Source organism: Corticimicrobacter populi, from assembly GCF_003123725.1.
Taxonomy (GTDB): Bacteria; Pseudomonadota; Gammaproteobacteria; order Burkholderiales; family Burkholderiaceae_B; genus Corticimicrobacter; species Corticimicrobacter populi.
This window is the reverse complement of record NZ_QETA01000001.1, coordinates 672,868-696,431: the sequence shown is the minus strand read 5'-3', so window position 1 is coordinate 696,431 and position 23,564 is coordinate 672,868. Positions and strand designations below refer to the sequence as shown.

At 61.0% G+C, this 23,564-nt stretch carries 15 protein-coding genes and 1 pseudogene; 5 read left to right on the top strand and 11 right to left on the bottom strand.

Going from position 1 to position 23,564, the window contains the following annotated elements:
- Positions 1 to 13: 13 nt before the first annotated feature.
- The 3 genes from ligA to smc all read right to left on the bottom strand — a co-directional run bounded on the left by ligA (position 14) and on the right by smc (position 6,852).
- The gene (gene ligA, locus DD235_RS03330) at positions 14 to 2,107 is read right to left on the bottom strand and encodes an NAD-dependent DNA ligase LigA (protein WP_109061002.1); all 2,094 of its coding nucleotides are present in this window, start codon (positions 2,105 to 2,107) and stop codon (positions 14 to 16) included.
- A 60-nt stretch (positions 2,108 to 2,167) separates the two neighbouring features.
- The gene (locus DD235_RS03325) at positions 2,168 to 3,226 is read right to left on the bottom strand and encodes a cell division protein ZipA C-terminal FtsZ-binding domain-containing protein (RefSeq protein WP_162300398.1); all 1,059 of its coding nucleotides are present in this window, start codon (positions 3,224 to 3,226) and stop codon (positions 2,168 to 2,170) included.
- 101 nt (positions 3,227 to 3,327) lie between these two features.
- A complete protein-coding gene (gene smc, locus DD235_RS03320) occupies positions 3,328 to 6,852 on the bottom strand; it encodes a chromosome segregation protein SMC (RefSeq protein ID WP_109060595.1) in 3,525 nt (1,174 codons plus the stop codon).
- Positions 6,853 to 7,042: 190 nt separating this feature from the next.
- On the opposite strand from smc, the gene lplT reads away from it, so the two are divergent.
- Entirely contained in the window at positions 7,043 to 8,347 is a 1,305-nt protein-coding gene (gene lplT, locus DD235_RS03315; RefSeq protein WP_109060594.1) for a lysophospholipid transporter LplT, read from the top strand.
- A 30-nt stretch (positions 8,348 to 8,377) separates the two neighbouring features.
- Here the strand turns inward: lplT and DD235_RS03310 are convergent, their stop codons facing one another.
- A complete protein-coding gene (locus DD235_RS03310; protein WP_109060593.1) occupies positions 8,378 to 9,172 on the bottom strand; it encodes an AraC family transcriptional regulator in 795 nt (264 codons plus the stop codon).
- A gap of 96 nt (positions 9,173 to 9,268) precedes the next feature.
- Here DD235_RS03310 and DD235_RS03305 point away from each other — a divergent pair, with 96 nt between their 5' ends.
- Positions 9,269 to 10,450 (top strand): MFS transporter, encoded by a 1,182-nt coding sequence (locus DD235_RS03305; protein WP_109060592.1) that lies wholly within the window; start codon positions 9,269 to 9,271, stop codon positions 10,448 to 10,450.
- 11 nt (positions 10,451 to 10,461) lie between these two features.
- Here DD235_RS03305 and DD235_RS03300 read toward each other — a convergent pair whose 3' ends face one another.
- Both DD235_RS03300 and tsaB read right to left on the bottom strand, forming a co-directional pair.
- Positions 10,462 to 11,448: a uracil-DNA glycosylase gene (locus DD235_RS03300; protein WP_420810438.1), complete on the bottom strand. Its 987-nt coding sequence runs from the start codon at positions 11,446 to 11,448 to the stop codon at positions 10,462 to 10,464.
- Positions 11,445 to 12,728: pseudogene (gene tsaB, locus DD235_RS03295) on the bottom strand (tRNA (adenosine(37)-N6)-threonylcarbamoyltransferase complex dimerization subunit type 1 TsaB). The gene DD235_RS03300 and the pseudogene tsaB overlap by 4 nt, the downstream one beginning before the upstream one ends.
- Before the next feature lie 101 nt (positions 12,729 to 12,829).
- On the opposite strand from tsaB, the gene ompR reads away from it, so the two are divergent.
- Together ompR and DD235_RS03285 are read left to right on the top strand one after the other, a co-directional pair.
- Positions 12,830 to 13,564 carry an osmolarity response regulator transcription factor OmpR gene (gene ompR / locus DD235_RS03290; RefSeq protein WP_109060590.1) on the top strand — a complete coding sequence of 245 codons (735 nt, stop codon included), beginning with the start codon at positions 12,830 to 12,832 and terminating at the stop codon, positions 13,562 to 13,564.
- 58 nt (positions 13,565 to 13,622) lie between these two features.
- Complete coding sequence (locus DD235_RS03285; protein WP_109060589.1) at positions 13,623 to 14,972, top strand: ATP-binding protein; 1,350 nt, start codon at positions 13,623 to 13,625, stop codon at positions 14,970 to 14,972.
- A 98-nt stretch (positions 14,973 to 15,070) separates the two neighbouring features.
- Here the strand turns inward: DD235_RS03285 and DD235_RS03280 are convergent, their stop codons facing one another.
- From DD235_RS03280 to DD235_RS03260, 5 genes are all read right to left on the bottom strand, one after another.
- A complete protein-coding gene (locus DD235_RS03280) occupies positions 15,071 to 16,495 on the bottom strand; it encodes a cytochrome c (protein WP_109060588.1) in 1,425 nt (474 codons plus the stop codon).
- A gap of 11 nt (positions 16,496 to 16,506) precedes the next feature.
- Positions 16,507 to 18,132: a GMC family oxidoreductase gene (locus DD235_RS03275; RefSeq protein ID WP_109060587.1), complete on the bottom strand. Its 1,626-nt coding sequence runs from the start codon at positions 18,130 to 18,132 to the stop codon at positions 16,507 to 16,509.
- A 21-nt stretch (positions 18,133 to 18,153) separates the two neighbouring features.
- The gene (locus DD235_RS03270) at positions 18,154 to 18,669 is read right to left on the bottom strand and encodes a sugar dehydrogenase complex small subunit (RefSeq protein WP_109060586.1); all 516 of its coding nucleotides are present in this window, start codon (positions 18,667 to 18,669) and stop codon (positions 18,154 to 18,156) included.
- A 135-nt stretch (positions 18,670 to 18,804) separates the two neighbouring features.
- Positions 18,805 to 19,293: a 2-C-methyl-D-erythritol 2,4-cyclodiphosphate synthase gene (gene ispF / locus DD235_RS03265; RefSeq protein WP_109061001.1), complete on the bottom strand. Its 489-nt coding sequence runs from the start codon at positions 19,291 to 19,293 to the stop codon at positions 18,805 to 18,807.
- Positions 19,290 to 20,015, bottom strand: a complete 726-nt coding sequence (locus DD235_RS03260) for an IspD/TarI family cytidylyltransferase (protein ID WP_109060585.1) — start codon at positions 20,013 to 20,015, stop codon at positions 19,290 to 19,292. The genes ispF and DD235_RS03260 overlap by 4 nt, the downstream gene beginning before the upstream one ends.
- Before the next feature lie 57 nt (positions 20,016 to 20,072).
- Here DD235_RS03260 and mfd point away from each other — a divergent pair, with 57 nt between their 5' ends.
- Positions 20,073 to 23,552, top strand: coding sequence for a transcription-repair coupling factor (mfd, locus tag DD235_RS03255; protein ID WP_109060584.1), 3,480 nt, complete (start codon positions 20,073 to 20,075; stop codon positions 23,550 to 23,552).
- Positions 23,553 to 23,564: the final 12 nt, after the last annotated feature.

Here is a 23,564-nt window from a genome sequence, read left to right as displayed (position 1 = left end):
GCAAAACCCCAGCTCACTGATTGTCCAGCAACGCCCTCAATCCATCCTCGTCCAGCACGGGCACACCCAGCTCGCGCGCTTTTTCCAGTTTGCTGCCGGCCTCTTCGCCCGCCACCACATAGCTGGTCTTGCGCGATACCGAGCCACTGACCTTGCCCCCTGCTGCCACGATATGGCGTGCCGCGTCTTCCCGCGACCAGGCCGGCAGCGTGCCGGTCAGCACGAATGTCTTGCCGGCCAGACCCAGGCTGGCAGGTGCCTCGTCAAGCTGTGGCTCGACACCGACCGACATCAGACCGGCAATCACCTCGCGATTGTGCGGTTCGGCAAAGAAGTGGCGAATGGAGGCTGCCACCACCGGGCCGACATCCGGCACCCGAGTGAGATCCTCTTCGCTGGCCTCCATGATGGCCTGGATGGCCGCCTCGGGCGTGCGTCCGGCCGCCGGGCCGAAAGCCTGCGCCAGATCACGGGCCGTCGTCTCGCCCACATGGCGGATACCCAACGCAAACAGCAGACGGCTCAGTACCGGCTTGCGCGCGGCCTCGATGGCCTCGACGAGATTGGTAGCCGACTTGCGACCCATGCGCTCATAGGCGGCCAGTTCTTCGGCCTTGAGCGTGAACAGATCAACCAGGCTGTGCACCCGGCCCTCATCGACCAGTTGCTCCACCAGCTTGTCACCCAGCCCATCGATATTGAGTGCCTTGCGGCTGGCCGCATGCCAGAGCATCTGCTTGCGCTGCGCACCGCAGATCAGGCCGCCGGTACAGCGCGCAATGGCCTCGCCTTCGAGCCGCTCAATGGCCGAACCACACACCGGGCAGACCGGACATGCCTCGCTCATGCGCCAGGCCACTGCTGTTTCTGGACGCAGCGCCAGAACCGGGGCCACGACCTCGGGAATGACATCGCCTGCACGACGCACGATGACGGTATCCCCAATGCGGACATCCTTGCGCAGGATTTCATCTTCATTGTGCAGTGTAGCGTTGGTGACAGTCACCCCCCCCACGAACACCGGCCTGAGGCGGGCCACAGGCGTCAGAGCACCGGTACGCCCCACCTGGACCTCGATATCCAGCAATTCGGTCGTTGCCTCTTCGGCAGGAAACTTGTGCGCCAGGGCAAAGCGCGGCGCACGCGCCACATAGCCCAGCATACGCTGCAAGGCCAGATCGTTAACCTTGTAGACCACACCGTCGATATCGTAGGGCAAGGTCGTGCGTGTTTGTCCCGTCTCAGCATAATAGGCCAGCAGTCCCGGCAGGCCCTGTACCAGACGGTTGCACAGCCGGTTGACCGGCAAGCCCAGATCATGCAGCCAGTCGAGTACGCCTGCATGCGTGACTGGCAAAGCGCTTTCGGGCAATACCTCGCCCCAGCCATAGGCAAAGAAGCGCAGACGGCGCTGCTCCGTGATCTTTGGGTCGAGTTGCCGCAGACTACCGGCAGCGGCATTGCGCGGATTGACGAACTGTTTTTCGCGCCGTGTTGCTTGATCGGCATTGAGCCGCTCAAAATCCTTGCGGAACATCAGCACCTCGCCGCGGACTTCCAGCACATCCGGCACCTTGCCGGCATCGCCCTGCAGGCGTAGCGGAATCACCTTGATGGTGCGGATATTATGGGTAATATCCTCGCCTGTCTGACCGTCTCCACGCGTGGCTGCCTGCACCAACAGCCCTCGCTCGTAGCGCAGGCTGACCGCCAGACCATCGAGCTTCTGCTCGCAGAAATAGTCCAGCAGGCCATTTTCCGGTAGTTTTCCAGCCTCGCGCACCGTATCGCTCATGCGCTTGTCGAAGGCGGCAACGTCTTCTTCGCTGAAGGCATTATTGAGCGACAGCATGGGCAACCGGTGTTCGACGCTGGCAAAACCATCCAGCGGCGCAGCTCCTACGCGCTGCGTAGGCGACTCAGGCACGATCAGCTCGGGATGCGCACGCTCGAGATCACGCAGGCGCTGCATCAGCCGATCATAATCGGCGTCGGCAATCAGCGGATCATCAAGCGTGTGGTACTGGTAATCATGCCGTCCGATCTCGGTACGCAAAGCCGTGATCTCGCTGGCCACATCAACGGGTGTGGTACTCGCGCCGGACATATCAAATGCCAGCGCGCCCTGCGCCTTCTGCTCCATGGACATCGTGGTTGCAACCGCCGATCAGGAAAAGACCCGCAGGGTGCGCGGATGGCCGGCAGGCAGGCCCAATGCCTGCATTTTCTGGTACAGCTCGCGCACCTGCTGATCGATGGCCTCCTCGCAACCGGGCTCGATGGGGCGCCCTTGGTCGTCGACCAGTTGTGCCTCGAGCTTCTGGGCCAGTCGCACGGCAGTTTCCAGCATTTTGCCGAACGGACGCTCCTGGGGTTCGCTGCGAGGCACATCCAGCAACATGTCCAGACGGCTGATCTGCACATCGGACTTTGCAGGGTTATCCAATCCCTGGATCACCAGCGTGACATGCGGCGGCTTGCGCCCACGGGTAGGCAAGTGCAATACATTACCGGTCTGCACGAAACCGCAGCTGCGAGCCACGAACATGACGTCCTGCGATTTTTTGGGCGGTTCAAGCACGATCGCCACGCCAAGCTGCATATCCAGTGCTGCGCAGGTCTCGTCCAGGCTTGCCGCTTTCTCGACAACCTTCTTCTGATCGGGGCCATCCATCGTGGCATCGAACTTCTCGGCAATTTCCTGCAGGCAAAGCCAGATCTGCGACCATTCGATATCAGTCAGCGGACCATTGCGATTGACCATGAGCACGGCCACCTGCACCAGACCATAAGACTCGTGCCCGCGCAATCCGACACGATGCGCCTGATCAAAGGTCCGCGCGAAAATCCGGTAGGACTTGTTGCTGGCCTCTTTGAGGCGTTCGAGTTCAAGCGCGAGTTCCTTGCCCACCACTGGTTCTGGAAAATGCAGTTCGATCACCACTTCACAGGTCGGATCGGGTTCGTCGGACTCTTCCTTGCGTTCTTCGCGGGCACGCGGTGCCGCCGCCTCATCCTCATGCAGGCCGGGCTCGCGTCGCCCTGCTTCCTTTGCCGTTGCAGGACGGGCTGACGCTTCCTCGGCCATCAGTGGGTCAGTGCCACCTTCAGGAAAAGGCACCTGCATGCGAGCACGGGCACGCCGGTCCTGCCACCAGTTGAAGGCCAGCACGCCCGCCACGAACAACAGGCCCAGGACGATCAGCCCAATCTGTAAATCACTCATTTCCATGTGCTCCTGGCAAACCCGGTATCCTGACCGGTTTTTTCTGCATATTTCTTGTCTGGAACGCTAAATATCCGAATCCATTGCGCATTATGACGCAATCAAGCGGTCCATTGTAAGGCTGCCTCCATATCGACCGCCACAATCCGCGAAACCCCCTGCTCCTGCATGGTGACACCGATCAGTTGCTGGGCAATCTGCATGGCAATCTTGTTATGTGAGATGAACAGGAATTGCGTCTGGCCGCTCATACCACTGACCAGCTTGGCATAGCGCTCGGTATTGGCATCGTCCAGCGGCGCATCAACCTCGTCCAGCAGGCAGAAGGGGGCCGGATTGAGCTTGAAGAGTGCAAACACCAGCGCTGTAGCGGTCAGCGCCTTTTCGCCACCAGACAGTAGATGAATGGTGCTGTTGCGCTTGCCTGGCGGCTGGGCCATGACCTGTACGCCGGCGTCCAGGATTTCGTCGCCGGTCATGGTCAGGCGTGCCTCGCCCCCCCCAAACAGCACCGGGAAAAGTTCGCCGAAGTGTTGATTGACGGTGTTGAAGGTTTCCTGCAGCAACTGCCGCGTCTCCCGGTCGATCTTGCGAATTGCATCCTCAAGCGTTTCGATGGCAAGTTGCAGGTCTGTATACTGGCTGTCGAGAAAGTCCTTGCGCTCCTGCGCAGTGCGCAATTCCTCAAGCGCCGCCAGGTTGACCGAACCCAGTGCGTCGATGCGCCGGGCAATCCGCTGCACTTCAGCCTGCAGCCATTCAGGGCGCTGCCAGTCGGCAGACAGCTCCGCGAGTTCTTCGCCCAGTTTGTCGCGATTGGCTTGGCGGGCATCGAGCTGCTCGGCAAACTGTTCCTGGGCCAGTCGCGCCGCCTGTTCCTGCAACTGCAGCTCGGTAATGCGCGCACGCAGGGGCTCCAGCACATGCTCCTGGCGTACACGCTCTTCGTCGGCCTCACGCAACCGGGCTGCGAGGGTATCGAGTTGCTGGCGCGCCTGGGCCAGTTTTTCTTCGGCTTCAGCACGGCGCTCCAGCGCCTCCTGCAAGCCTTCCCGAGCCGTATCGCCTTCCAGTGTCAGCAGCTCCTGCTGCTGCTGTGTGAGTTCGGCCTGCGTGCGGCGCAACTGTTCCTCGGCCAGTTGCAGGTTGCGCCGGATCTCGCCCAGCCGATGCTGCAACCCCTTGTCGGAAAACTCTGCCTCGTGCGCCATGCGCTCACGCTCGCGCAGGCGCTCCCGGGCCTGTTCTGCGCTGGCCGCGATACGCTCGCCTTCCATCTCCGCCTCGGCAAATGCTTCCTGCTGTACGGCCAGTTGCTCGTCCAGCTCTTCGAAGCGTATTTGGGCTTCCTCTCCCGTGGCACGCAGTTCTTCCTGCTGGGCCTGGACCTCGGCCATATCCTCTCGCAAACGGGTGGCACGTTCACCTGATTGCTGGGCTTGCTGCTGCAGGCGTGAATGCTCCAGCTGAATATCATGAACGCGCCGGGTCATTTCGCCCACCCGTTGACGAGCCGGCCCCATGGCCTGACTCAGGCGTTGCCACTCTGCCTCGGCACGCGCTGCTGCCGTACGAGTCTGATCGGCAATCAATTGCTGTGCACGGATCTCGCGTTGCAGATTTTCGATTTCCTGCTGGCGCGCCAGCATGCCGGCCTGCTCCGAATCCGGTGCGTAGAAACGCACACTGTGAGCATCGACCAGGTGCCCGTCGCGCACGACCAGGACGGTTCCTGCCGGCATCTGGTCACGCAGTTTGAGCGCCTGTCCCAGGTCTTCTGCAATATAGGCATGGCCCAGCCAGTCAGCCAGTAGAGTACGCAACGCCGGATCACCCGTGCGCAGGCGATCCAGCAACGGTGCCACGCCCGGCAAGGCTGCCGGTGCGACTGCAGCGGGTGCGGCCTGCTGGTAGAACGCCAGCCGCGCAGGCGGAGCATCAGCCGCAAAGGCGCGGGTCCAGTCCAGGTTGCTGACTTCCAGCGCAGTCATGCGTTCGCGCAGAATCGCCTCGAAGGCAGCCTCCCAGCCGGCATCGACGGTCAGCTTCTGCCACAGGCGGGCCAGTTTTCCAAGTTCATGCCTGGCGATCCAGGGTTCCAGGGCACCCTGTTTCTGGACATCTTCCTGCAGTTTGCGCAGCGCTTCCAGGCGCGCATCAAGCTGCGCCAGCCGCCCTGTTTCCTGCTGCACGGCCGCCTGCGCTTCGCGCCGCGCCTGATCGGCCTGAGGGCCCTGCTCTTCCAGGCGCACCTGTTCAAGCTGCGCCTGCTGCAATCCTTCTTCTGCCGCCTTGAGATCACCTGCCAGTTGCGCCAGGCGGTCAATATCCGGTTGCTCGAGCGTAGAGAATTCCTGCTTCAGCCGTTCCTGGCGGGTTTCCAGCACCTGCAACTGGCGGCTGGCATCACGCTGTGTCTGCGCCGCCAGCGCCAGATGTTGCTCCACCCTGGCCAATTCGCTGCGCATCTGCTCGCGCTGCTGAGCCGCCTGGCGTACCTGCTGCTCGATTTCAGGCAGATTGCCCTGAGCCAGCTCCGCCTGCAGGCGGGCCTCTTCAACCTTGGCGGCACTGATCTCGAGTTCCGCTTCCATCACCTCGATCTGTTCACCACAATGGGTCTGCTGCTGCTCCCATTCGGCCTGCTGCGCGCGCAATTGCACGCAACGGTTTTCGAGCCGGGCACGTGAGTCCACCAGATGCCGGATGTCGGACTCCAGCCTTCCGACCAGCGCGTTCGCTTCATAGAGCACACCCTGAGCAGCATGCACGGCATCGCCGGCGGCATAATGTGCCTGCCGGCGCTGTTCGAGATCGACCTCGCCGGTACGCATCCTGGCAATGGCACCTTCCAGTTCAGTCTGAGTCTGCTCGATTTCGCGTGCGAAACGCCGCTTTTCCTCGACGGCGGCACGTTCCTTGAGCAGCCACAGCATATGCTGCTTCTTTTCACCTTCGGCCTGCAGGTCGCGATACTGCCGAGCGACCTCGGCCTGGCGTTCCAGCTTGGCCAGTTGGGTGTCGAGCTCGCGCAGAATGTCTTCTACCCGCACCAGGTTTTCGCGGGTATCACCCAGCCTGTTTTCCGTCTCGCGACGACGTTCCTTGTAGCGGGAAACACCCGCAGCCTCTTCGAGATAGACCCGCAGTTCTTCTGGTCGCGCCTCGATCAGGCGAGCAATCATGCCCTGGCCGATGATGGCATAGCCGCGCGCGCCCAGACCCGTTCCAAGGAAAAGATCATGGATATCACGACGACGGACCTGCTGATTATTGATGAAATAACTGCTGGTACCGTCACGCGTCAGTACACGTCGCACGGCGATTTCGGCGTAGACACTCCATTGCCCAACGGCACGGCCCTCGGCATTGTCGAACACCAGTTCGACCGATGCACGGGCGGCCGGCTTGCGCCCACCCGACCCATTGAAGATCACATCCTGCATGGATTCGCCGCGCAGCTCGGAAGCCTTGCTTTCGCCCAGCACCCAGCGCACCGCGTCGATGATGTTGGACTTGCCGCAGCCATTGGGCCCCACCACGCCCACCAGTTGGCTGGGCACCGGGATCACCGTCGGGTCGACAAAGGACTTGAATCCTGCGAGTTTGATCTGGGTCAGGCGCACAATTCTTGAACGGATAAATAATCAGTGGCTATGATACCGCAGGCATCGTGCCGGAAAGGTTTGCACCGGCACTGCTGTCTGCCTGGCACCAGACCGGCTATACTGCCGGTCAATTTTATTGCAGACCGCACATTTTCTTACCTGTCGGCCGGGCGTATTTGCGTTCAGTCACGCCAACCGGGATCGCTGCTTGAAAAGAAATTTCTACCTCGTCATGGCCGCGCAGTTCTTTTCATCGCTGGCCGACAATGCGCTGTTCATCGTTGCGATCGCACTGATCCAGTTGTTGCAGGGTCCCGACTGGATGGCCCCCATGGTCAAGTGGGTTTTCGCCCTTTCGTATGTGCTGCTGGCAGCCTACGTGGGTGCGATTGCCGATTCCTTTCCCAAGGGCCGCGTCATGTTCGCCACCAACGCGCTCAAGGTCGTTGGCTGCCTGATGATGTTCTTCTGTGCCGGCCTCCAGTTTGACGATTCCCAGCAGCAGGTCTGGCTGGTCTGTAGCGCCTACGCACTGGTCGGCATCGGTGCCGCTGCCTATTCGCCGGCCAAGTACGGTATCGTGACCGAAATGCTGCCGCCCTCCCTGCTGGTCAAGGGCAACAGCTGGATCGAAGGGCTGACGGTCCTGTCGATCATTCTGGGCATGGTGCTGGGCGGCTTTCTGGTATCGCCCCAGGTCTCCGAATGGCTGCTGGAGCATCCCTGGCTGTCTACCTGGGTACACACTTCCAGTGAAGCAGCCATCCTGATCATCGCCTGCGTCTATCTCACTGCGGCGGGCTGCAATCTGCTGATCCCGGACACCGGGGTACGCTATCCCCGCCAGCAGAAGAATCCGGTCCGGCTGATGCGCATTTTCCTGAGCTATGTGGTCATTCTATGGCGTGACAAGCTGGGACAGATATCGCTGGCCGTGACAACACTCTTCTGGGGGGCCGGTGCCACCCTGCAGCTCATCGTCATCAAGTGGGGCGAGGTCCATCTGGGCTATGCCATCGACCACGCCGCCATGCTGATGGGCGTGACGGCCGTGGGCATCGTTGTAGGCTCCATACTGGCGGGCCGCATCCCGCTGCAACGCGCCCTGGCCGTACTGCCGGTCGGTGTACTGATGGGTCTTGCAGTACTGTTGATGCCGATCGTCAAATCAACCTGGAGCGTGTATGCGCTGCTGCTGCTGATCGGCACCCTGTCAGGCTTTTTCGTAGTACCGATGAATGCCCTGCTGCAACACCGGGGGCATTTCCTGCTCTCGGCCGGCCACTCGATCGCCGTGCAGAACTTCAATGAACAGTTGAATATCCTGCTGATGGTGGCGATGTACAGCCTGATGTTGCGCCTCGACATCCCGATCAACACCATCATCATCATCTTCGGCGTGCTGGTGGCTGTGCTGATGCTGGTCTTCATGCGCTGGAGCAAGCTCAATCTGGCTGCCGACCCGCGCTTGCATGGCGAGATAGGCAAAACCGGGCACGGCAGCGCACTATAGCCGGGTAAGCCCCTGCACGATTTCTGACCGCTATGACAAGGCGGCGAAGTACTGCGCAGGGGGCCGTCCCAGGGCTTTCTTGAACATGGTGATGAACGCCGTCACCGAGTCATAACCAAGATTGCCCGCCACCTGCTGAACCGGCCGTCCGGCCGCGAGCTGCTGCAGGGCGATGATCAGGTGGAACTGCTGCCGCCACCGCCCGAATGTCAGCCCGGTCTCCCTTTTCAACAGTCTCGCCAGCGAGCGCTCACTCATGGCCAGCCTCCCGGCCCACTGCGCAAGCGTACTGCGATCAGCCGGATCCATCGCCAAGGCATCGGCAAGCTGACGGATCCGCGGATGGTCTGACACAGGAAGATGCAACTGCTCGACGGGTGCCATCGCCAATTGCTCGAGCAGAACAGCCGCCACACGCCCGGCAGCAGCATCCCTGGGATAGTCCGGCCCTTGCGCAGCCAGATACAGGATCATTTCGCGCAGCATCGGACTGATGGCCAGAGTGCAGCATTTCTCAGGCATCCGTGCCGCACCAGGCTCGACAAACAGAAAACAGAGACGGGCATTATCGGTCACGCGATTGCTGTGCGGCATGTCACCCGGAATCCACACTGCATGGCTGGGTGGCACCATCCACATTGCCTGGGGTACTTCGCACATCACACCACCACGCAACGCCATCACCAGTTGCCCCTTGCGATGCCGATGCACTGGCTGCTCCACATCGTTGTGTCCGACCTCAAGCAACAAGGCCACAGCAGCCCGATCATCCACATCAGGATCGAAATGACACAGCACCTGTGCCAGCGAACCTCTTTTTGTCATAATTTAGATATTAAAAGTCATTATTTCCATATTAGATCAAAATCGTTATGGCTACATTGGAGCCTGACTTCCACATCTGAATACGCCAACTGCTGCATGAGCTCTTTTCTCCATCGACAATCCACACGCCAGACACTCCTGCTTATCGGCATTTTGCTGATCGCCGCCAATCTGCGCGCCCCGATCACAGTCCTGCCGACGTTGCTCGATCCGATTCGTGCCGAGCTCAGGCTGAGCATTGCGGCGGCAGGCGCACTGACCACCTTGCCATTGCTGGCATTTGCCCTGTTGTCTCCCTTCGGTGCACGATTCGCACGCATATACGGATTGGAGCGTACCCTGCTCGGTGCACTCATACTCATCGCCATTGGCATTGCGTTGCGCTCGGCTGGTCCGACTGCGTGGCTCTACATCGGTACAGGGCTCATCGGTACTGGCATCGCGCTCGGCAACGTGCTGTTGCCCAGTCTGGTCAAGCAAGAATTCCCACACAACATCCCCGCCCTGACAGGTGCCTACGCGCTGGCGATGGGTGTTGCCGCGGCACTGGGCTCGGCGGCAGTCGTTCCGCTGGCGCAGGTCATGGGATGGCGAGGTGCCCTGGCGTCCTTCCTGCTGCTGCCGCTGGTAGCAGTGGCAGTCTGGCTGCTCCAGCCTGGACAGGCCCGTGCCACACCTGACACCACAGCAGTGACAGCCGTCCAGGACAACCTGATATGGCGTTCCCCATTGGCCTGGCAAATCACCCTGTTTCTCGGTTTGAACTCAACGATCTATTATGTAGTCATCACCTGGCTGCCGACCATCCTGGTCGACGCAGGGCTGTCCGCCGAACGCGCTGGCTCGTTGCACGGCATCCTGCAGTTGTCCACCGCCATACCTGGGCTGATACTGGGCCCCCTCCTGCACCGCATGTGCGACCAGCGCCTGCCTGCTGTCGTCGTATCCAGTCTTTCAACCATCGCCCTGCTGGGATTTCTGGCATTGCCCCATGCCGCATTGATCTGGTCGATCCTGTTTGGTCTGGGCACAGGTTCAGGTATCATACTGGGACTGACATTCATCGGGCTGCGTACCACACATGCACACCAGGCGGCAGTGCTGTCGGGCATGTCCCAGTGCATCGGCTATCTACTGGCCTCGGCAGGGCCCATGGCCATCGGAGCCCTGCGTGACATGACGGGCGGCTGGCGCATGCCGCTGGGCCTGTGCATTGCACTCGCACTGGTATCCATATTCATCGGCCTGCTGGCAGGACGAGACCGAAAAATCGGCTGATCACGCGAAAATCACGTACGCGACGCAGATATCGCAGCCAATCGCTGCAGGTCTTCCCATGAACGCAGTTTTTCCTGCGGACTGCGCAACAGGTAGGCCGGGTGATAGCTGACCACGGCCGGTATGCGGGTGCCGGCCACATCGATCTGATGAACCTTGCCTCGCAACCTACTGACCGGTTCCTGCGAACGCAGCAGCGTCTGGGCCGCGAACCGCCCCAGGATCAGAATGGCAGTCGGGCGGATCAGTTCGATCTGGCGAAACAGATAACCGCTGCAGGCATCGATTTCATCAGGACGTGGATTGCGATTGCCCGGCGGGCGGCATTTGATGACATTGGCAATGAACACATCCTTGTCGCGTCCATGCCCCACCGAGGCCAGCATGGCATCCAGCAGTTGCCCGGAACGCCCCACAAATGGCAGGCCCTGGCGATCTTCCTGTTCTCCAGGCGCTTCGCCGATGACCATCCAGGTCGCCTGCTCCACCCCCATGCCAAAAACGGCGTGGCGACGACGTTGCCCCAGTTCACAGGCTCCGCAGTCAGCAACCGCCTGGCGCAGATCTGTCAGTGACAAAGTCGACAGGTCCGTGCGCGGTGCCTGCCGCACGGAGGCCTTTTCTCCAGAATCCGTGCCAGGCTGTGCGGCACGTGGCGGAACAGCACGCTTGACACCGGCCTGGGCAATTGCCTGTGCACGACTGCGCTCGGCACTGGCGGCATGCGGCTCGACAGCGGTACTGCCTGACTGCATCGTCTGAACGGCTGCAACGGCCGCCTCGCGGACAGATCTCGCGTCCTGTCCGTCTGTCGTTGTCGATACCGCAGGCAAAGCGCGTGCAGCCGGAGCAGTACGCGGCACCGATGGCAACCAGATACGGCCTACCCCCAGTTCGCGCAACCAGGCCTGCTGCAGACCTCCCACCACGAAACGACCTGATGGCGGCATGGGCACCTGCCCTGCTGTTGCTCCTGGCGTGTGATCCAAGCCTGTCATTCTCCGTTATCCGATTCCGCGTAATCCAGTTGCAATACATGCGCATCTTCGCGCATTCCCTCGCCGGCAGGATAATAGCCTTTGCGAACGCCGATCTGTCTGAAACCGCAGCGCGCATAGAAGGCTCGCGCCCGTTCATTGGAACGGCGTACCTCCAACAGCACGGGCAGTTCCCGTTGTCCAGCCAGCAGGATACACCAGTCCATCAGTATCCTGCCCAGCCCCTGCCCCTGCCATTGTGGATGAACGGCAATGCTCAGCAGATGGGCCACATCCGGCGCATACATCAGGACCGCAAAGGCAACAGGCTCCTCTTCATGGCGCAATACCCAGGCTTCGTAACCGGCCCCCAGCGAGTCGGCGAAATTGCCACGCGACCATGGGAATGCCTGCACCAGTGCCTCCAGCGTCGTCACGGCATCAAGATCGCGCTCCGTCATGACGGCAGGTTGCCACGCAACAGGTATGCTGGCCACGGTTCAGTCCCCCGTCACAGCAATCGCACGAGGGTTGCCTCCCAGGCCCTGCGCACGCTCACGAGTCGTGAAAGCAACCTTGTCCCTGACATAAAGGGGTGCAGCATCTTCGGGAGCCTCCCGCACGCCTGACTGCCAATCCAGCCAGGCCAGTCTTGCCACGCTGGCCACTTCCGGATGCAGGGCCTGCTCGACCCGGCCGGCCGCATCGGCAGGCCGCAAGGCATCGGGCAGATCCCACGCATCACCCGCCAGCCACAGGGCAGGTACCTCGTCAACGTCGTCCCCCCAACCGGTACGGCGCACGACGATCCATTCAGCCATATCCTGCGCTGCCACCAGTTCGGGCATTTGCAGGCATCGCCAGCCAGCGCCGGAAGCCTCGCGCCGATAGGCAGCCATATACGTCTCGTCCATCCTCGCATCCAGCGCCACGACCACGTCCACCCGCCCTGCCAGCATCTCACAGGCACGTGCGGCCGCCTCGACCACCGCACGATGCGATACGACCGGCAAGACAGGTATATCCAGCGACATTGCCATGCCCTGTGCCACGCCGCATGCCACGCGCAATCCCGTAAAGCCGCCCGGCCCCTGCCCAAAGGCCACAGCATCCAGGTCGGCGGGTTGCAATCCTGCCTCGGTCAGCAAACGGGTCGCCATCGGCAGCAAATGCTCGGCATGTTCGCGCATACCCTCATGGCGCAGCGCGCTGATCACAGGCGTTCCCGAGGCATCCGGGCGCAGCAGCGCGACGCCGCAACTGTTACCAGATGATTCGATAGCCAGGATATTAGGTTTCATAAAGAAAATATGTCGATAAATTGAGTCGTATGACGGCAAAAAATGTAAGATATTGCGACGCAGGCCTAGCGCACGTTTTGGACCGCTGTTACATTTGGCCCATGAGCACACAAAACACACCTCCCGCACGCAAAGTCCTCATCGTTGACGATGATCCCCGTCTGCGCGATCTGCTGCGCCGCTATCTGTCCGAACAGGGTTTTACCGTGTTCGTGGCCGAAGACGCAAAGGAAATGGGCAAGCTCTGGCAACGTGAGCATTTCGACCTGCTCGTGCTGGATCTGATGCTCCCCGGCGAAGACGGCCTGTCGATCTGCCGCCGCCTGCGCGGTGGGCATGATAATACGCCTATTATCATGCTCACGGCCAAGGCCGAGGAAATCGACCGCATCGTCGGTCTTGAAATGGGTGCCGACGACTATCTGTCCAAACCTTTCAACCCCCGCGAACTGCTGGCCCGGATCAATGCCATCCTGCGTCGTCGCGGCACCGAGGAACATCCCGGTGCCCCCAGCCAGGAAAACGAATCCATCGTTTTCGGTCCCTACACCCTCAATCTGTCCACCCGCACGCTGAGCAAGGACGGCGAGCAAATTCCCATCACCACCGGTGAATTTTCGGTGCTTAAGGTCTTCGCCCGCCATCCCAAGATCCCGCTCTCACGCGACAAGCTGATGGAGCTTGCTCGCGGCCGTGAATACGAAGCCTTCGACCGCAGCCTCGACGTGCAGATTTCGCGTCTGCGCAAGCTGATCGAACCCAACCCATCCAAGCCGGTCTTCATTCAGACCGTCTGGGGTCTGGGCTATGTCTTTGTGCCAGACGGCGGCGTCTGACACATACAACGTCTGACACTCCCGGCGCACCTGCGTCGGGATACTCATTCCTGCACAGATGCCGAATATACTGAATCGCGCCCGGGCGCACGCCAATATCGGCCTGTTCGGACGTACTTTTCTGCTGCTGGTCGCCCTGATGCTGGTCAGCCTTCTGGCCTGGCTGCAGGTATTCTTCAGCATGGAAGTCGGCCCGCGAGCCAGCCAGATGGCGCAGCGCGTGGCAACCGCCATCAACATCACCCGCACAGCCCTGGCACATATTCCAGACAGCGATCACAGCCAGTTGCTGCTCGATCTGGCCACCAACGAAGGCATCCAGGTCTATCCTCGCAACACCACCGATTTCGCCCAACCCATCCCCAATGACGAGTTCTGGCTGCGCGTCGCCTCCAATATCCGCGAACGCTACGGCCCCGACACCTATGTTTCCTGGACCGTCAACAGCATCCCCGGGTTCTGGGTCGGCTTTCAGGTCGATGACGCTGCCTATTGGCTAGTTTTCGAGCGTGAGCAGATAGAACCCAGCCGGGGTATCGAATGGGTCGGCTGGGGCGCGACCGCACTGCTGCTGTCGCTGATCGGTGCCGCTGTCAGCGTGGGATTCGTCAACCGGCCGCTGTCACGCCTGGCCAAGGCAGCGCAGATCCTCTCGCGCGGCCATGCTCCGGCCATGCTGCCGGAAACCGGCCCCAAGGAAATCCGCGATCTCAATACCAGCTTCAATCGCATGGCACGCGACATCCAGCAGACCCAGACCGACCGGGAAATCATGCTGGCCGGGATTTCGCATGATCTGCGCACGCCACTGACGCGCATGCGCCTTGAAATCGAGATGAGCGGCATCTCCGAAGAGGCACGCGCCGCCATCGATGATGATCTGGCACAGATCGACCACAGCATCGGCCAGTTGATGGAGTATGCCCGGCCGCCCAGCCTGCAGCCTAGCGAGGCCAGCAATGTCTCGACCATCCTCTCTGAAATGCTGGAACGCGAGCGTAGCCATACTGCCACGCTAGGTGGCGAGCTGAGGTCTTCCATTTCTCCGGGCCTGTTTGCCCGCGTGTCTCCCCTGGACTTGACCCGCGCCGTCAGCAATCTGATTGAAAATGCCCGTCGCTATGGTCGCAACGCCGATGGCCAGATGCAGATCAAGGTCAGCCTGCAGGGTGAAGGCAACCGCCTCATCCTGGACGTCAGCGACCAGGGGCCGGGTATTCGCCCGGACGACATCGAGCGCCTGCTGCGGCCGTTCTCTCGCGGAGAGTCTGCTCGCACCGGCGTGAGTGGCGCAGGGCTCGGCCTGGCCATCGTGGAACGCCTGCTGACGCATGCAGGGGGCAGCCTCAAGCTGTTGAGCAACCCAGGCGGTGGGCTGCTGGCGCGGATCGAATTGCCCGCTGCCTGATAGTCCAAGACCAGCCACACACAGGTCTTCATACAAAAACGGTGATGACCATACTGGCAATCACCGTCCCAATCAAAGCGCCAGCAATGCCGGGAGCCTCAACCCCAATTGGCGCGACGCCTCCTGAACAGCCATACACCAAGCCCCAGCACCACCAGCACACCGGCAGCCAATCCAATCCTGGCAATCAGGACGATATCGGACTTCGGCCCGCCGTCACGGATCACTTGCACCTCTGCAGGCGTGACCGACAACCCAGGATTGCCATAAAACGTAAAAATATAGTTGGACAACGCAGCGATCTCGTCATTGTCGAGTGGCACCATGGCATTGTCCTGGTCACCGAACGGTGGCATGAATACATGTCCGCCCTGCGGTGTTTCCCGTTCCACACCATTGAGTATCACGGCAATCAGGTTTGCGGTGCTTGTGCCCCCCGTGATGGATTTGCCAAAAAGACTTGGATAATAGGCATCCCGCGTGCCCTGTCCTTCGTAGCCGTGGCAGGAAGCGCAATTGGCGGAGTATATCTGCGCACCTCGCCCCAAGCCCGGCAACCGCATTCCATCCTCATAAGACGTTCCACGAAAATCAACCAGGAGGTCGCCCGGACCACCATGATCGAAGCGGTTTTCCGTCACGGAAGGAATGGGATCGCTGGGCGGCACGGACAGGATATAGGTCGAAATCGCTCGCAAATCATCCTCGCGCAATCGGCTGAAACTGTGCGTGACCGCCTCTGCCATCGGACCGGCTGCCTGAGCCTTTCCTTCCAACCTCCCGGTTGCCAGGTAGGTCATCAGCTCTTCGACAGACCAGCTGCCGATCCCATTGACACTGCTCGAGGTAATATCCGGGGCAAACCAGGCTCCCACATGTGCGCCCTGCAAGGCTTTGCCGGTTTTTTCCTGCATCGTGAATCCGCGTGGCGTATGGCAGGTCGCGCAATGCCCAGGCCCCACGCTTAGGTAACGGCCACGGTTCCAGAGCTCGGACTCTGCGGCATCCGGCTCGAAAGGCCTGGTATTGGCAAACAGAAAATTCCAGCCAATCATGCTGGCCCGGATATTCATCGGGAATGGCAGCTCAGTCGGCTCGGTCGGCTCATCAACCGGTTTCACGCCTTCCATGAAATATGCGTACAGCGCATGGATATCCTCATCCGTGATGTAGGAAAAGGCGGTATAGGGCATGGCCGGATACAGGCGCGCACCGTCGGCCCGCACCCCAAGGCGGACTGCATCGGCAAACTGCTGCTCGGTGTAGTTGCCGATGCCGAAAGTCCTGGACGGTGTAATGTTGGTCGCCACGATGCGGCCGACTGGAGAATCGATGGCATGCCCGCCTGCCATCGGCTTGCGCTTGTCGCTGGTATGACAGGCAATGCAATCGGATGCCGTCGCCAGATAACGGCCCTGGTTGATCATTTCCTCGGAAAACCGCTGCCCCATGACAGGCGTGGCCATCATCATGACCAACGTACAGGACAGGCCGGCAACCAGGCTGGAAAACTGTTTTTTCATGATGATAAGCCTCACGCGTTACGTACCTGTGCGATCAGTGCATCACAGGCCTTGATCGCCAGCGCCACCATCGTGATCGTCGAATTGCCACAGGCCACTGAAGGCATGGCACCACCGCCGGGAATGAACAGGTTTTCGTGATCGTGCGCCCTGCAGTCCGCATCCACCACCGATGAAGCAGGATCCAGCCCCATGATGGTGCCGCCCATGATGTGCTTGCTTTGTGCAAAACCGGCAGGAATCTTGATGTCCACCGCACCCATGGCCTCGGCAATCCTGCGGGCCAGCGGCACGGAATAGCGCTCTGCCGAGCGACGCGTATATTCCCCGACATCGTAGTGGATGGCAGGTTTGGGCAAGCCCAGCCAATCTTTCTTGTCGGACAGGGTCAGTCGGTTATCGGCATCAGGCAGAATCTCGTGTGCAATGACCAGATTCGCCGTACAGCCGGCGAGGCGGCGGATTTCCTCGTCGAGCGCTTGCCCCACCTTGCCACTCTTGAGTGCATTGAAGGTCACGAAACGATTGCGCCCGAAATTGTTGAGACGAAAATAAGCCCCTGCATGTTCCGAGCGGAATGCGCCCTGGGAGGTTTCCATGATGCCGGAATTCACTACCGGGCCGGCACCGGTCCAGTATGGCTCCGTCGTGGTCAGGGTCAGGGATATCTGCGGGTGGTCCATCATGTTGCGACCGACCTGATCAGAACTGTTGTTGGCAATGCCATTGGGATTGCGCGAATCCGCCGACATCAACAGCAGCTTGGGCGTTTCCAGGCCATTGCATGCCACCACGAAGTGCCCGCCCGTGACACGGTGGCTCTGCTTTTCCGGATCCAGGTAATGAACAGCCGTGATGCGATTACCCTCGCCGCTCTCGATGCGACAGGCAACGGCATCATAGAGAATCCTGACACCCTTGCGTTCGAGCCGGTTGAGCGCCGTCTCGCCATCGTACTTGGCACCGATCGGACAGACCGGCACGCAATTGTTGTTGGCACAACAGGCTGGTCGACCATGATACGGGCCGCCACTGTTGCGGGCCTGGGCGACATGAATATTGTGCAGGCCAAGGCGCTCACGCACCACGTCGGTAAACTTCGCCTCCCCGGGACTCAGCGGCAGTGCCGGCATCGGATAGGGCTGGGAACGCGGCACCGGCGGCCACTGCTGGGCCGGATCGTCAGAGCCACAGATACCGATGGCATATTCGGTACGCACATAATAGGGTTCGAGCACGCTGTAGTCGAATGGCCAGTCACGCCCGACGCCATACAGCGAATGCAACCGCATGTCTTCCGGCGTCAGGCGCCAGCTTGTACCCGCCCAATGCCATGTGGAACCGCCTGCATACCGAATATAGGTCTGGTCATACTTGTCCGGCCCCGACAATTGCAGGTAATCGTCGCCCGGCATCGGATGCGGTGCCCAGGGCCGCGGCGGATAGACAGAGTTGGCACTGCCCTTGTTGGACAGCGGCATATTGCGAAAATTGGCAACCACTTCGTCGCGATAAATACGCGGACCGGCTTCCAGCATCAGCACGCCAATGCCTGCATCTATCAATTGTTCGGCAATCGTGAGGCCCACGATGCCCGTGCCGACGATCACAACGTCAGCGCTATGCGTATTGGCCATATCGAGATTCCCTGTGCGGGATCAGAAATGAGGAATGGGTGCGAGAGGCACGTTGTCCAGATCCCAGCGATTGGGACCGGTAAATCCGTATGAAGGAATCGGCACGACGTCGCGTGTGACCTGAAAAGTCAGGGCATGTTCGTAGGCGAACATTTCGGCATCATTGGTGGCACCGGACATACCGCTGTACCAGGCAGCAATGATCCAGTAGGCAAGATCGCGCGTCTCGCCTTCGGGAATGCCATCAAAGAAATCCTCGACCCTGACAGCCTCGCGCGCCTGCGCCAGGGTCAGGATATCGGCAACAGATTGCACATAGCCGGGAAAGGTCTTGCGAGCATGGGCGGCCATCCTGGCCCCCACATCATCTCTCAGGTTGTGATTGACCAACAACCGGGAGAGCACCATGAACTCGGGGTCTGGCTGAACAGAAACGGGAGCAGTGAAGGCAACGGCCCTGTGCCAGGGACCAAGGGCAGCAGTCGTGACCAGAGCAGCACTGCCAAGCAGCATGCTGCGGCGGGAAAAATGTGGCATGACGGATTTGAGTGGTGGCACTGCCACGGCGCGCTACCGCGCAAGCACACGCACTACTTTTCTTCTTTGATATAGATCAAATTCAATTATATCAATTTTGATGTCATTCCACATTCCGCGCTGGACAGCGGCAGGCTATGCCTGCCTTGCCAGCAAGGCCACCGCAGTGACCGCAATCCCTTCCTTGCGGCCCAGGAACCCTAGGTGCTCGTTGGTCTTGCCCTTGATATTCACGACCGACTCGGGGATGCCGAGATCTGCCGCGATATTCGCCACCATGGCGGGCGCATGCGGACTGATCTTGGGTACCTGGGCATGAATAGTGGCATCGATGTTCACCACCTGCCAGCCTGCTTCCCTGACTTTGGCATAGGCAGCGCGCAACAGTACCCGGCTGTCGGCACCGGCATAAACCGGATCCGTATCGGGAAAATGCCGCCCGATATCTCCAAGAGCCGCACCACCCAGCACCGCATCGGTCAGAGCATGCAGCAGGACATCGGCATCGGAGTGCCCCTTGAGTCCGTGGGTATGCGGGATCGTGACGCCGCCGATGATCAGCGGACGACCTTCAACCAGCGCATGTACATCGAAACCTTGTCCGACACGGAAAGGCACATTCAGGATATCCATTTTTCCATCCATTCAAAATCAGCCGGCCAGGTCAGCTTCATGTTGGCCATGGCCCCCGGTACCAGCAGAGGCTGGACCTGCAGGGCCTCGACGGCGGAGGCCTCGTCGGTTACCAGCAGGCCTGACAGGCGTGCCTGCTGCAGCGCCTGCAGAAGTTGCGCGGCCGGAAAGAGTTGTGGCGTCTGCGCCAGCCATAGCCCTTCGCGAGGCAATGTAGCTGCCACCGAAGGCGCAGCGGGTGCGGTCAATGCCCCGCCTTCGGGCAATGCCTCGCGCTTGACCGTATCGGCTACGGGCAGCGCCAGCAGTCCGCCTCGACCTGCCGCCAGACAGGTATCGATCAGGCGGGCCAAGGCCTCCAACGGCAAGCCGGGCCTGGCCGCATCATGCACCAGGGCCCAATCACCCTCGCGCCAGTCGCCTTGCAACAGTCCCTGCTCTACCGTATCGGCCCGGGTTGCGCCACCGCACGGCAGGCATTCAGTCCGTGGCAAGCCAGCCAGCACCTCTGCCGCCAGGGCATCATCGGGTGCCACTACGACCCGCACAGCCGCAATGCGGGGTTCCGCCAGCAGTGCCAGCACGGTGCGCCGCAATACTGCCTGCCCATCGAGAAGGCGGTATTGCTTGGGTCGGGCCGGTTCGTCCGGCCTCAATGCCCGCGCCCCTACGCCGGCCGCCGGCACCAGGGCGATGATGCGCCCTTCGCTCATGCTTGTCTGTATCATGCCGCAATCATACCTGCGCGTCGCATTATAATTCCAGCCCTGATGCAGACTCACGCCCTTGCCCCTTCCCTTCCCGGCCTGGATACCCTGTGTACGCTCAAGCCAGGCACGCGTCACATACAGCCCCGGCCTCCCGGTTCCGGTGATGCGTGGCTGCTGGCCAAGCTGGGCCAGCAGCGCCGCAAGCTGATGGTCGTCCTGTGCGAAGACCCGCGCGACGCGCAACGGCTGACCGACGAAATCCGACTTTTCGAGCCTGGCCTGCGCGTGCGCCAGTTCCCTGATTGGGAAACCCTGCCCTACGATGGCTTCTCGCCACACCAGGATCTGGTTTCGGAAAGACTGCATACCTTGCACGCGCTGATGCGTCGCGAGGTCGATATCCTGACCGTACCGGTCACGACCGCCCTGTACCGGTTGCCACCGGCCGCATTCCTGGCCGCCTACACGTTTTCGTTTCGTCAGGGCGACAAACTCAACGAGCAGGCCCTGCGCGACCAGCTCACGCTGGCCAACTACGAGCACGTCACCCAGGTGACCGCGCCCGGTGAGTTCTGCATCCGCGGCAGCCTGATCGACCTGTTCCCGATGGGCTCGGCCCTGCCTTACCGACTGGATCTGTTCGACGACGAGATCGAAAGCATCCGCAGCTTCGATATCGACACCCAGCGCAGCATCTATCCGGTCAAGGAAGTCCAGTTGTTGCCGGGCCGCGAGTTTCCGCTCGACGAAGCCGCACGCACACATTTCCGCAGCCGCTTCCGGGAAGTGTTCGAAGGCGATCCGTCCAAGGCCGTGCCATATCGTGATGTCGGTCACGGCATCGCCTTTGCGGGCATCGAATACTACCTGCCGCTGTTCTTCGACCAGACGGCCACCCTGTTCGACTATCTCGATGATCAGGCCATGATGGTCTCCCTGGGACACGCCGAAGGGGCCATCCTGAGATTCGGAGCCGACACACAGAGCCGCTACCAGTTTCTCAAGAGCGACCGCGAACGCCCCATCCTGCCACCTGGCGATCTATTTCTCGACAGCGAGGCCTTCCACACCCTGCTCAAGCGCTTTGGCCGCCTAGTGCTGGCTGCCGACGAAGCTGGCGCGGCACCTGCGGCCGGTTTTTCCGCCCTGCCCGATGTCTCGGTACAGCACCGTGCCGCCGATCCGCTGCTCAGGCTGCGCGAACTCATTGATCGCGCACTGGATCACGACCAGCACATTCTGTTGTGCGCCGACTCCGCCGGACGCAGGGAAACGCTTGCCCAGATGCTGGCAGGCCATAATCTGGCACCACAGATACAGACCGATGCGCTGCATGACTTCCTGCAGGCACCCTCTACTTTCGGCCTGACGGTCGCGCCACTGACGACGGGTTTCGGGCTGGATGGCGGTTCGCTGCTGTTCCTGACCGAAAACGATCTCTATCCCAGCCAGGCCGGGGGTACACGTCGTCGCAACAGGCACAGCGAGGAAAGCACCAGTAGCGTCGATGCCATGGTGCGTGACCTCTCCGAACTGCGCCCCGGCGATGCCGTGGTCCATGTGCAGCATGGCATCGGCCGCTACCAGGGGCTGGTCAACCTGGATCTGGGCTCCGGAGAAATGGAATGCCTGCACCTGGAATATGCCCAGGGCAGCACGCTGTACGTTCCTGTCTCGCAGCTTCATGTCATTTCCCGCTACAGCGGTGCCGATCCCGAAGCGGCACCGCTGCACAATCTGGGTTCGGGCCAGTGGGAAAAGTCGCGCCGCAAGGCAGCCCGACAGGCACGCGATGCCGCCGCCGAACTGCTGGACCTGTACGCCCGACGTGCCGCCCGCGAAGGCTACGCCTTCAATCTGCCGCTGTCCGACTACCAGGCCTTTGCCGAAGGTTTCGGCTTCGAGGAAACGCCTGACCAGGCAGCCGCCATCGAAGCGGTCATCCATGACATGACATCCGGCCAACCGATGGATCGGCTGGTCTGCGGCGACGTTGGCTTCGGCAAGACCGAAGTGGCGCTGCGGGCGGCCTTCCTCGCCGTCGCCAACAGCAAGCAGGTGGCATTGCTGTGTCCGACCACGCTGCTGGCCGAGCAACATGCCCAGACCCTGGCAGACCGTTTTGCCGACTGGCCGGTCAAGATCGTCGAGCTGTCACGCTTTCGTTCCACCAAGGAAATCTCGGCCGCCATTGAAGGCATCAACGACGGCACCGTCGATATCGTGGTCGGCACGCACAAGATCCTGTCTCGAGACATTCGCTTCAAGCGGCTCGGGCTGGTCATCATCGATGAAGAACACCGTTTCGGCGTACGTCAGAAGGAAGCCCTCAAGGCATTGCGGGCCGAGGTCGATGTCCTGACCCTGACCGCTACCCCCATTCCCCGCACCCTGGGCATGTCGCTCGAAGGCGTGCGCGATTTCTCGGTCATTGCCACAGCCCCCCAAAAACGGCTGGCGATCAAGACCTTTGTACGGCGCGAAGATGGCAGCACTATCCGCGAAGCCCTGTTGCGTGAACTCAAGCGGGGCGGCCAGGCCTATTTCCTGCACAACGAAGTCGAGACCATCCACAATCGTCGCGCCCGTCTCGAAGAGCTGGTGCCCGAAGCCCGTATCGGTGTCGCCCACGGCCAGATGCCTGAACGCGAACTCGAAGCCGTGATGAAGGGTTTCTACCAGCAACGCTTCAATGTGCTGCTGTGCACCACCATCATCGAGACCGGCATTGACGTGCCCAGCGCCAATACCATCATCATCCATCGCGCCGACAAGTTCGGCCTGGCTCAATTGCACCAGTTGCGCGGACGTGTCGGCCGCTCCCACCACCAAGCCTATGCCTACATGCTGACACCCGGCGAAGATGCCATTACCGGCAATGCCAAGAAGCGGCTGGAAGCGATCCAGGCAATGGAAGAACTGGGTTCCGGCTTCTATCTGGCCATGCACGATCTGGAAATCCGGGGCGCAGGTGAAATCCTGGGCGAATCACAATCGGGCAATATCCAGGAAGTCGGGTTCTCAATGTACACCGACATGCTCAACGAAGCCGTGCGTGCCCTCAAATCGGGGCAGGAGCCGGACCTGGATGCACCCTTTGCGGCTGCCTGCGAAGTCAACCTGCACGCGCCCGCCCTGCTGCCGGCGGATTACTGTGCCGACATCCCGGCACGGCTGGGTCTGTACAAGCGACTGGCGCACGTTGCGGATCACGATGACCTGCTGCGCCTGCAGGAAGAACTGATCGACCGCTTCGGCAAACTGCCACCGCCCGCCGAGAACCTGATCGCCACGCACCGCTTGCGCATCGCCGCCCAGCCACTGGGCATCATCCGCATCGATGCCAGCGAAAGCCAGGCCCTGATCCAGTTCCGCCCGGATGCGCCCATCGATCCTGTGATCCTGATCGAACTGGTGCAGAAACGACGCCACATCCGTTTCTCCGGGCAGGAGAAGCTGCGCATCGAACTGACCGCGCCCAACATCAAGGATCGCGTACGCGCCATTCTTGATGTCATACAGGCCCTTTCCCCCCTTTAAGTCATCCGTCCC

Excerpts from the sequence above, each read along its gene's own strand:
- ligA (WP_109061002.1), bottom strand. The coding sequence starts at position 2,107 with ATGTCCGGCGCGAGTACCACACCCGTTGATGTGGCCAGCGAGATCACG.
- DD235_RS03325 (WP_162300398.1), bottom strand. The coding sequence starts at position 3,226 with ATGAGTGATTTACAGATTGGGCTGATCGTCCTGGGCCTGTTGTTCGTG.
- DD235_RS03310 (WP_109060593.1), bottom strand. The coding sequence starts at position 9,172 with ATGACAAAAAGAGGTTCGCTGGCACAGGTGCTGTGTCATTTCGATCCT.
- DD235_RS03305 (WP_109060592.1), top strand. The coding sequence starts at position 9,269 with ATGAGCTCTTTTCTCCATCGACAATCCACACGCCAGACACTCCTGCTT.
- DD235_RS03300 (WP_420810438.1), bottom strand. The coding sequence starts at position 11,448 with ATGACAGGCTTGGATCACACGCCAGGAGCAACAGCAGGGCAGGTGCCC.
- ompR (WP_109060590.1), top strand. The coding sequence starts at position 12,830 with ATGAGCACACAAAACACACCTCCCGCACGCAAAGTCCTCATCGTTGAC.
- DD235_RS03285 (WP_109060589.1), top strand. The coding sequence starts at position 13,623 with ATGCCGAATATACTGAATCGCGCCCGGGCGCACGCCAATATCGGCCTG.
- DD235_RS03280 (WP_109060588.1), bottom strand. The coding sequence starts at position 16,495 with ATGAAAAAACAGTTTTCCAGCCTGGTTGCCGGCCTGTCCTGTACGTTG.
- DD235_RS03275 (WP_109060587.1), bottom strand. The coding sequence starts at position 18,132 with ATGGCCAATACGCATAGCGCTGACGTTGTGATCGTCGGCACGGGCATC.
- DD235_RS03270 (WP_109060586.1), bottom strand. The coding sequence starts at position 18,669 with ATGCCACATTTTTCCCGCCGCAGCATGCTGCTTGGCAGTGCTGCTCTG.
- DD235_RS03260 (WP_109060585.1), bottom strand. The coding sequence starts at position 20,015 with ATGAGCGAAGGGCGCATCATCGCCCTGGTGCCGGCGGCCGGCGTAGGG.
- mfd (WP_109060584.1), top strand. The coding sequence starts at position 20,073 with ATGCAGACTCACGCCCTTGCCCCTTCCCTTCCCGGCCTGGATACCCTG.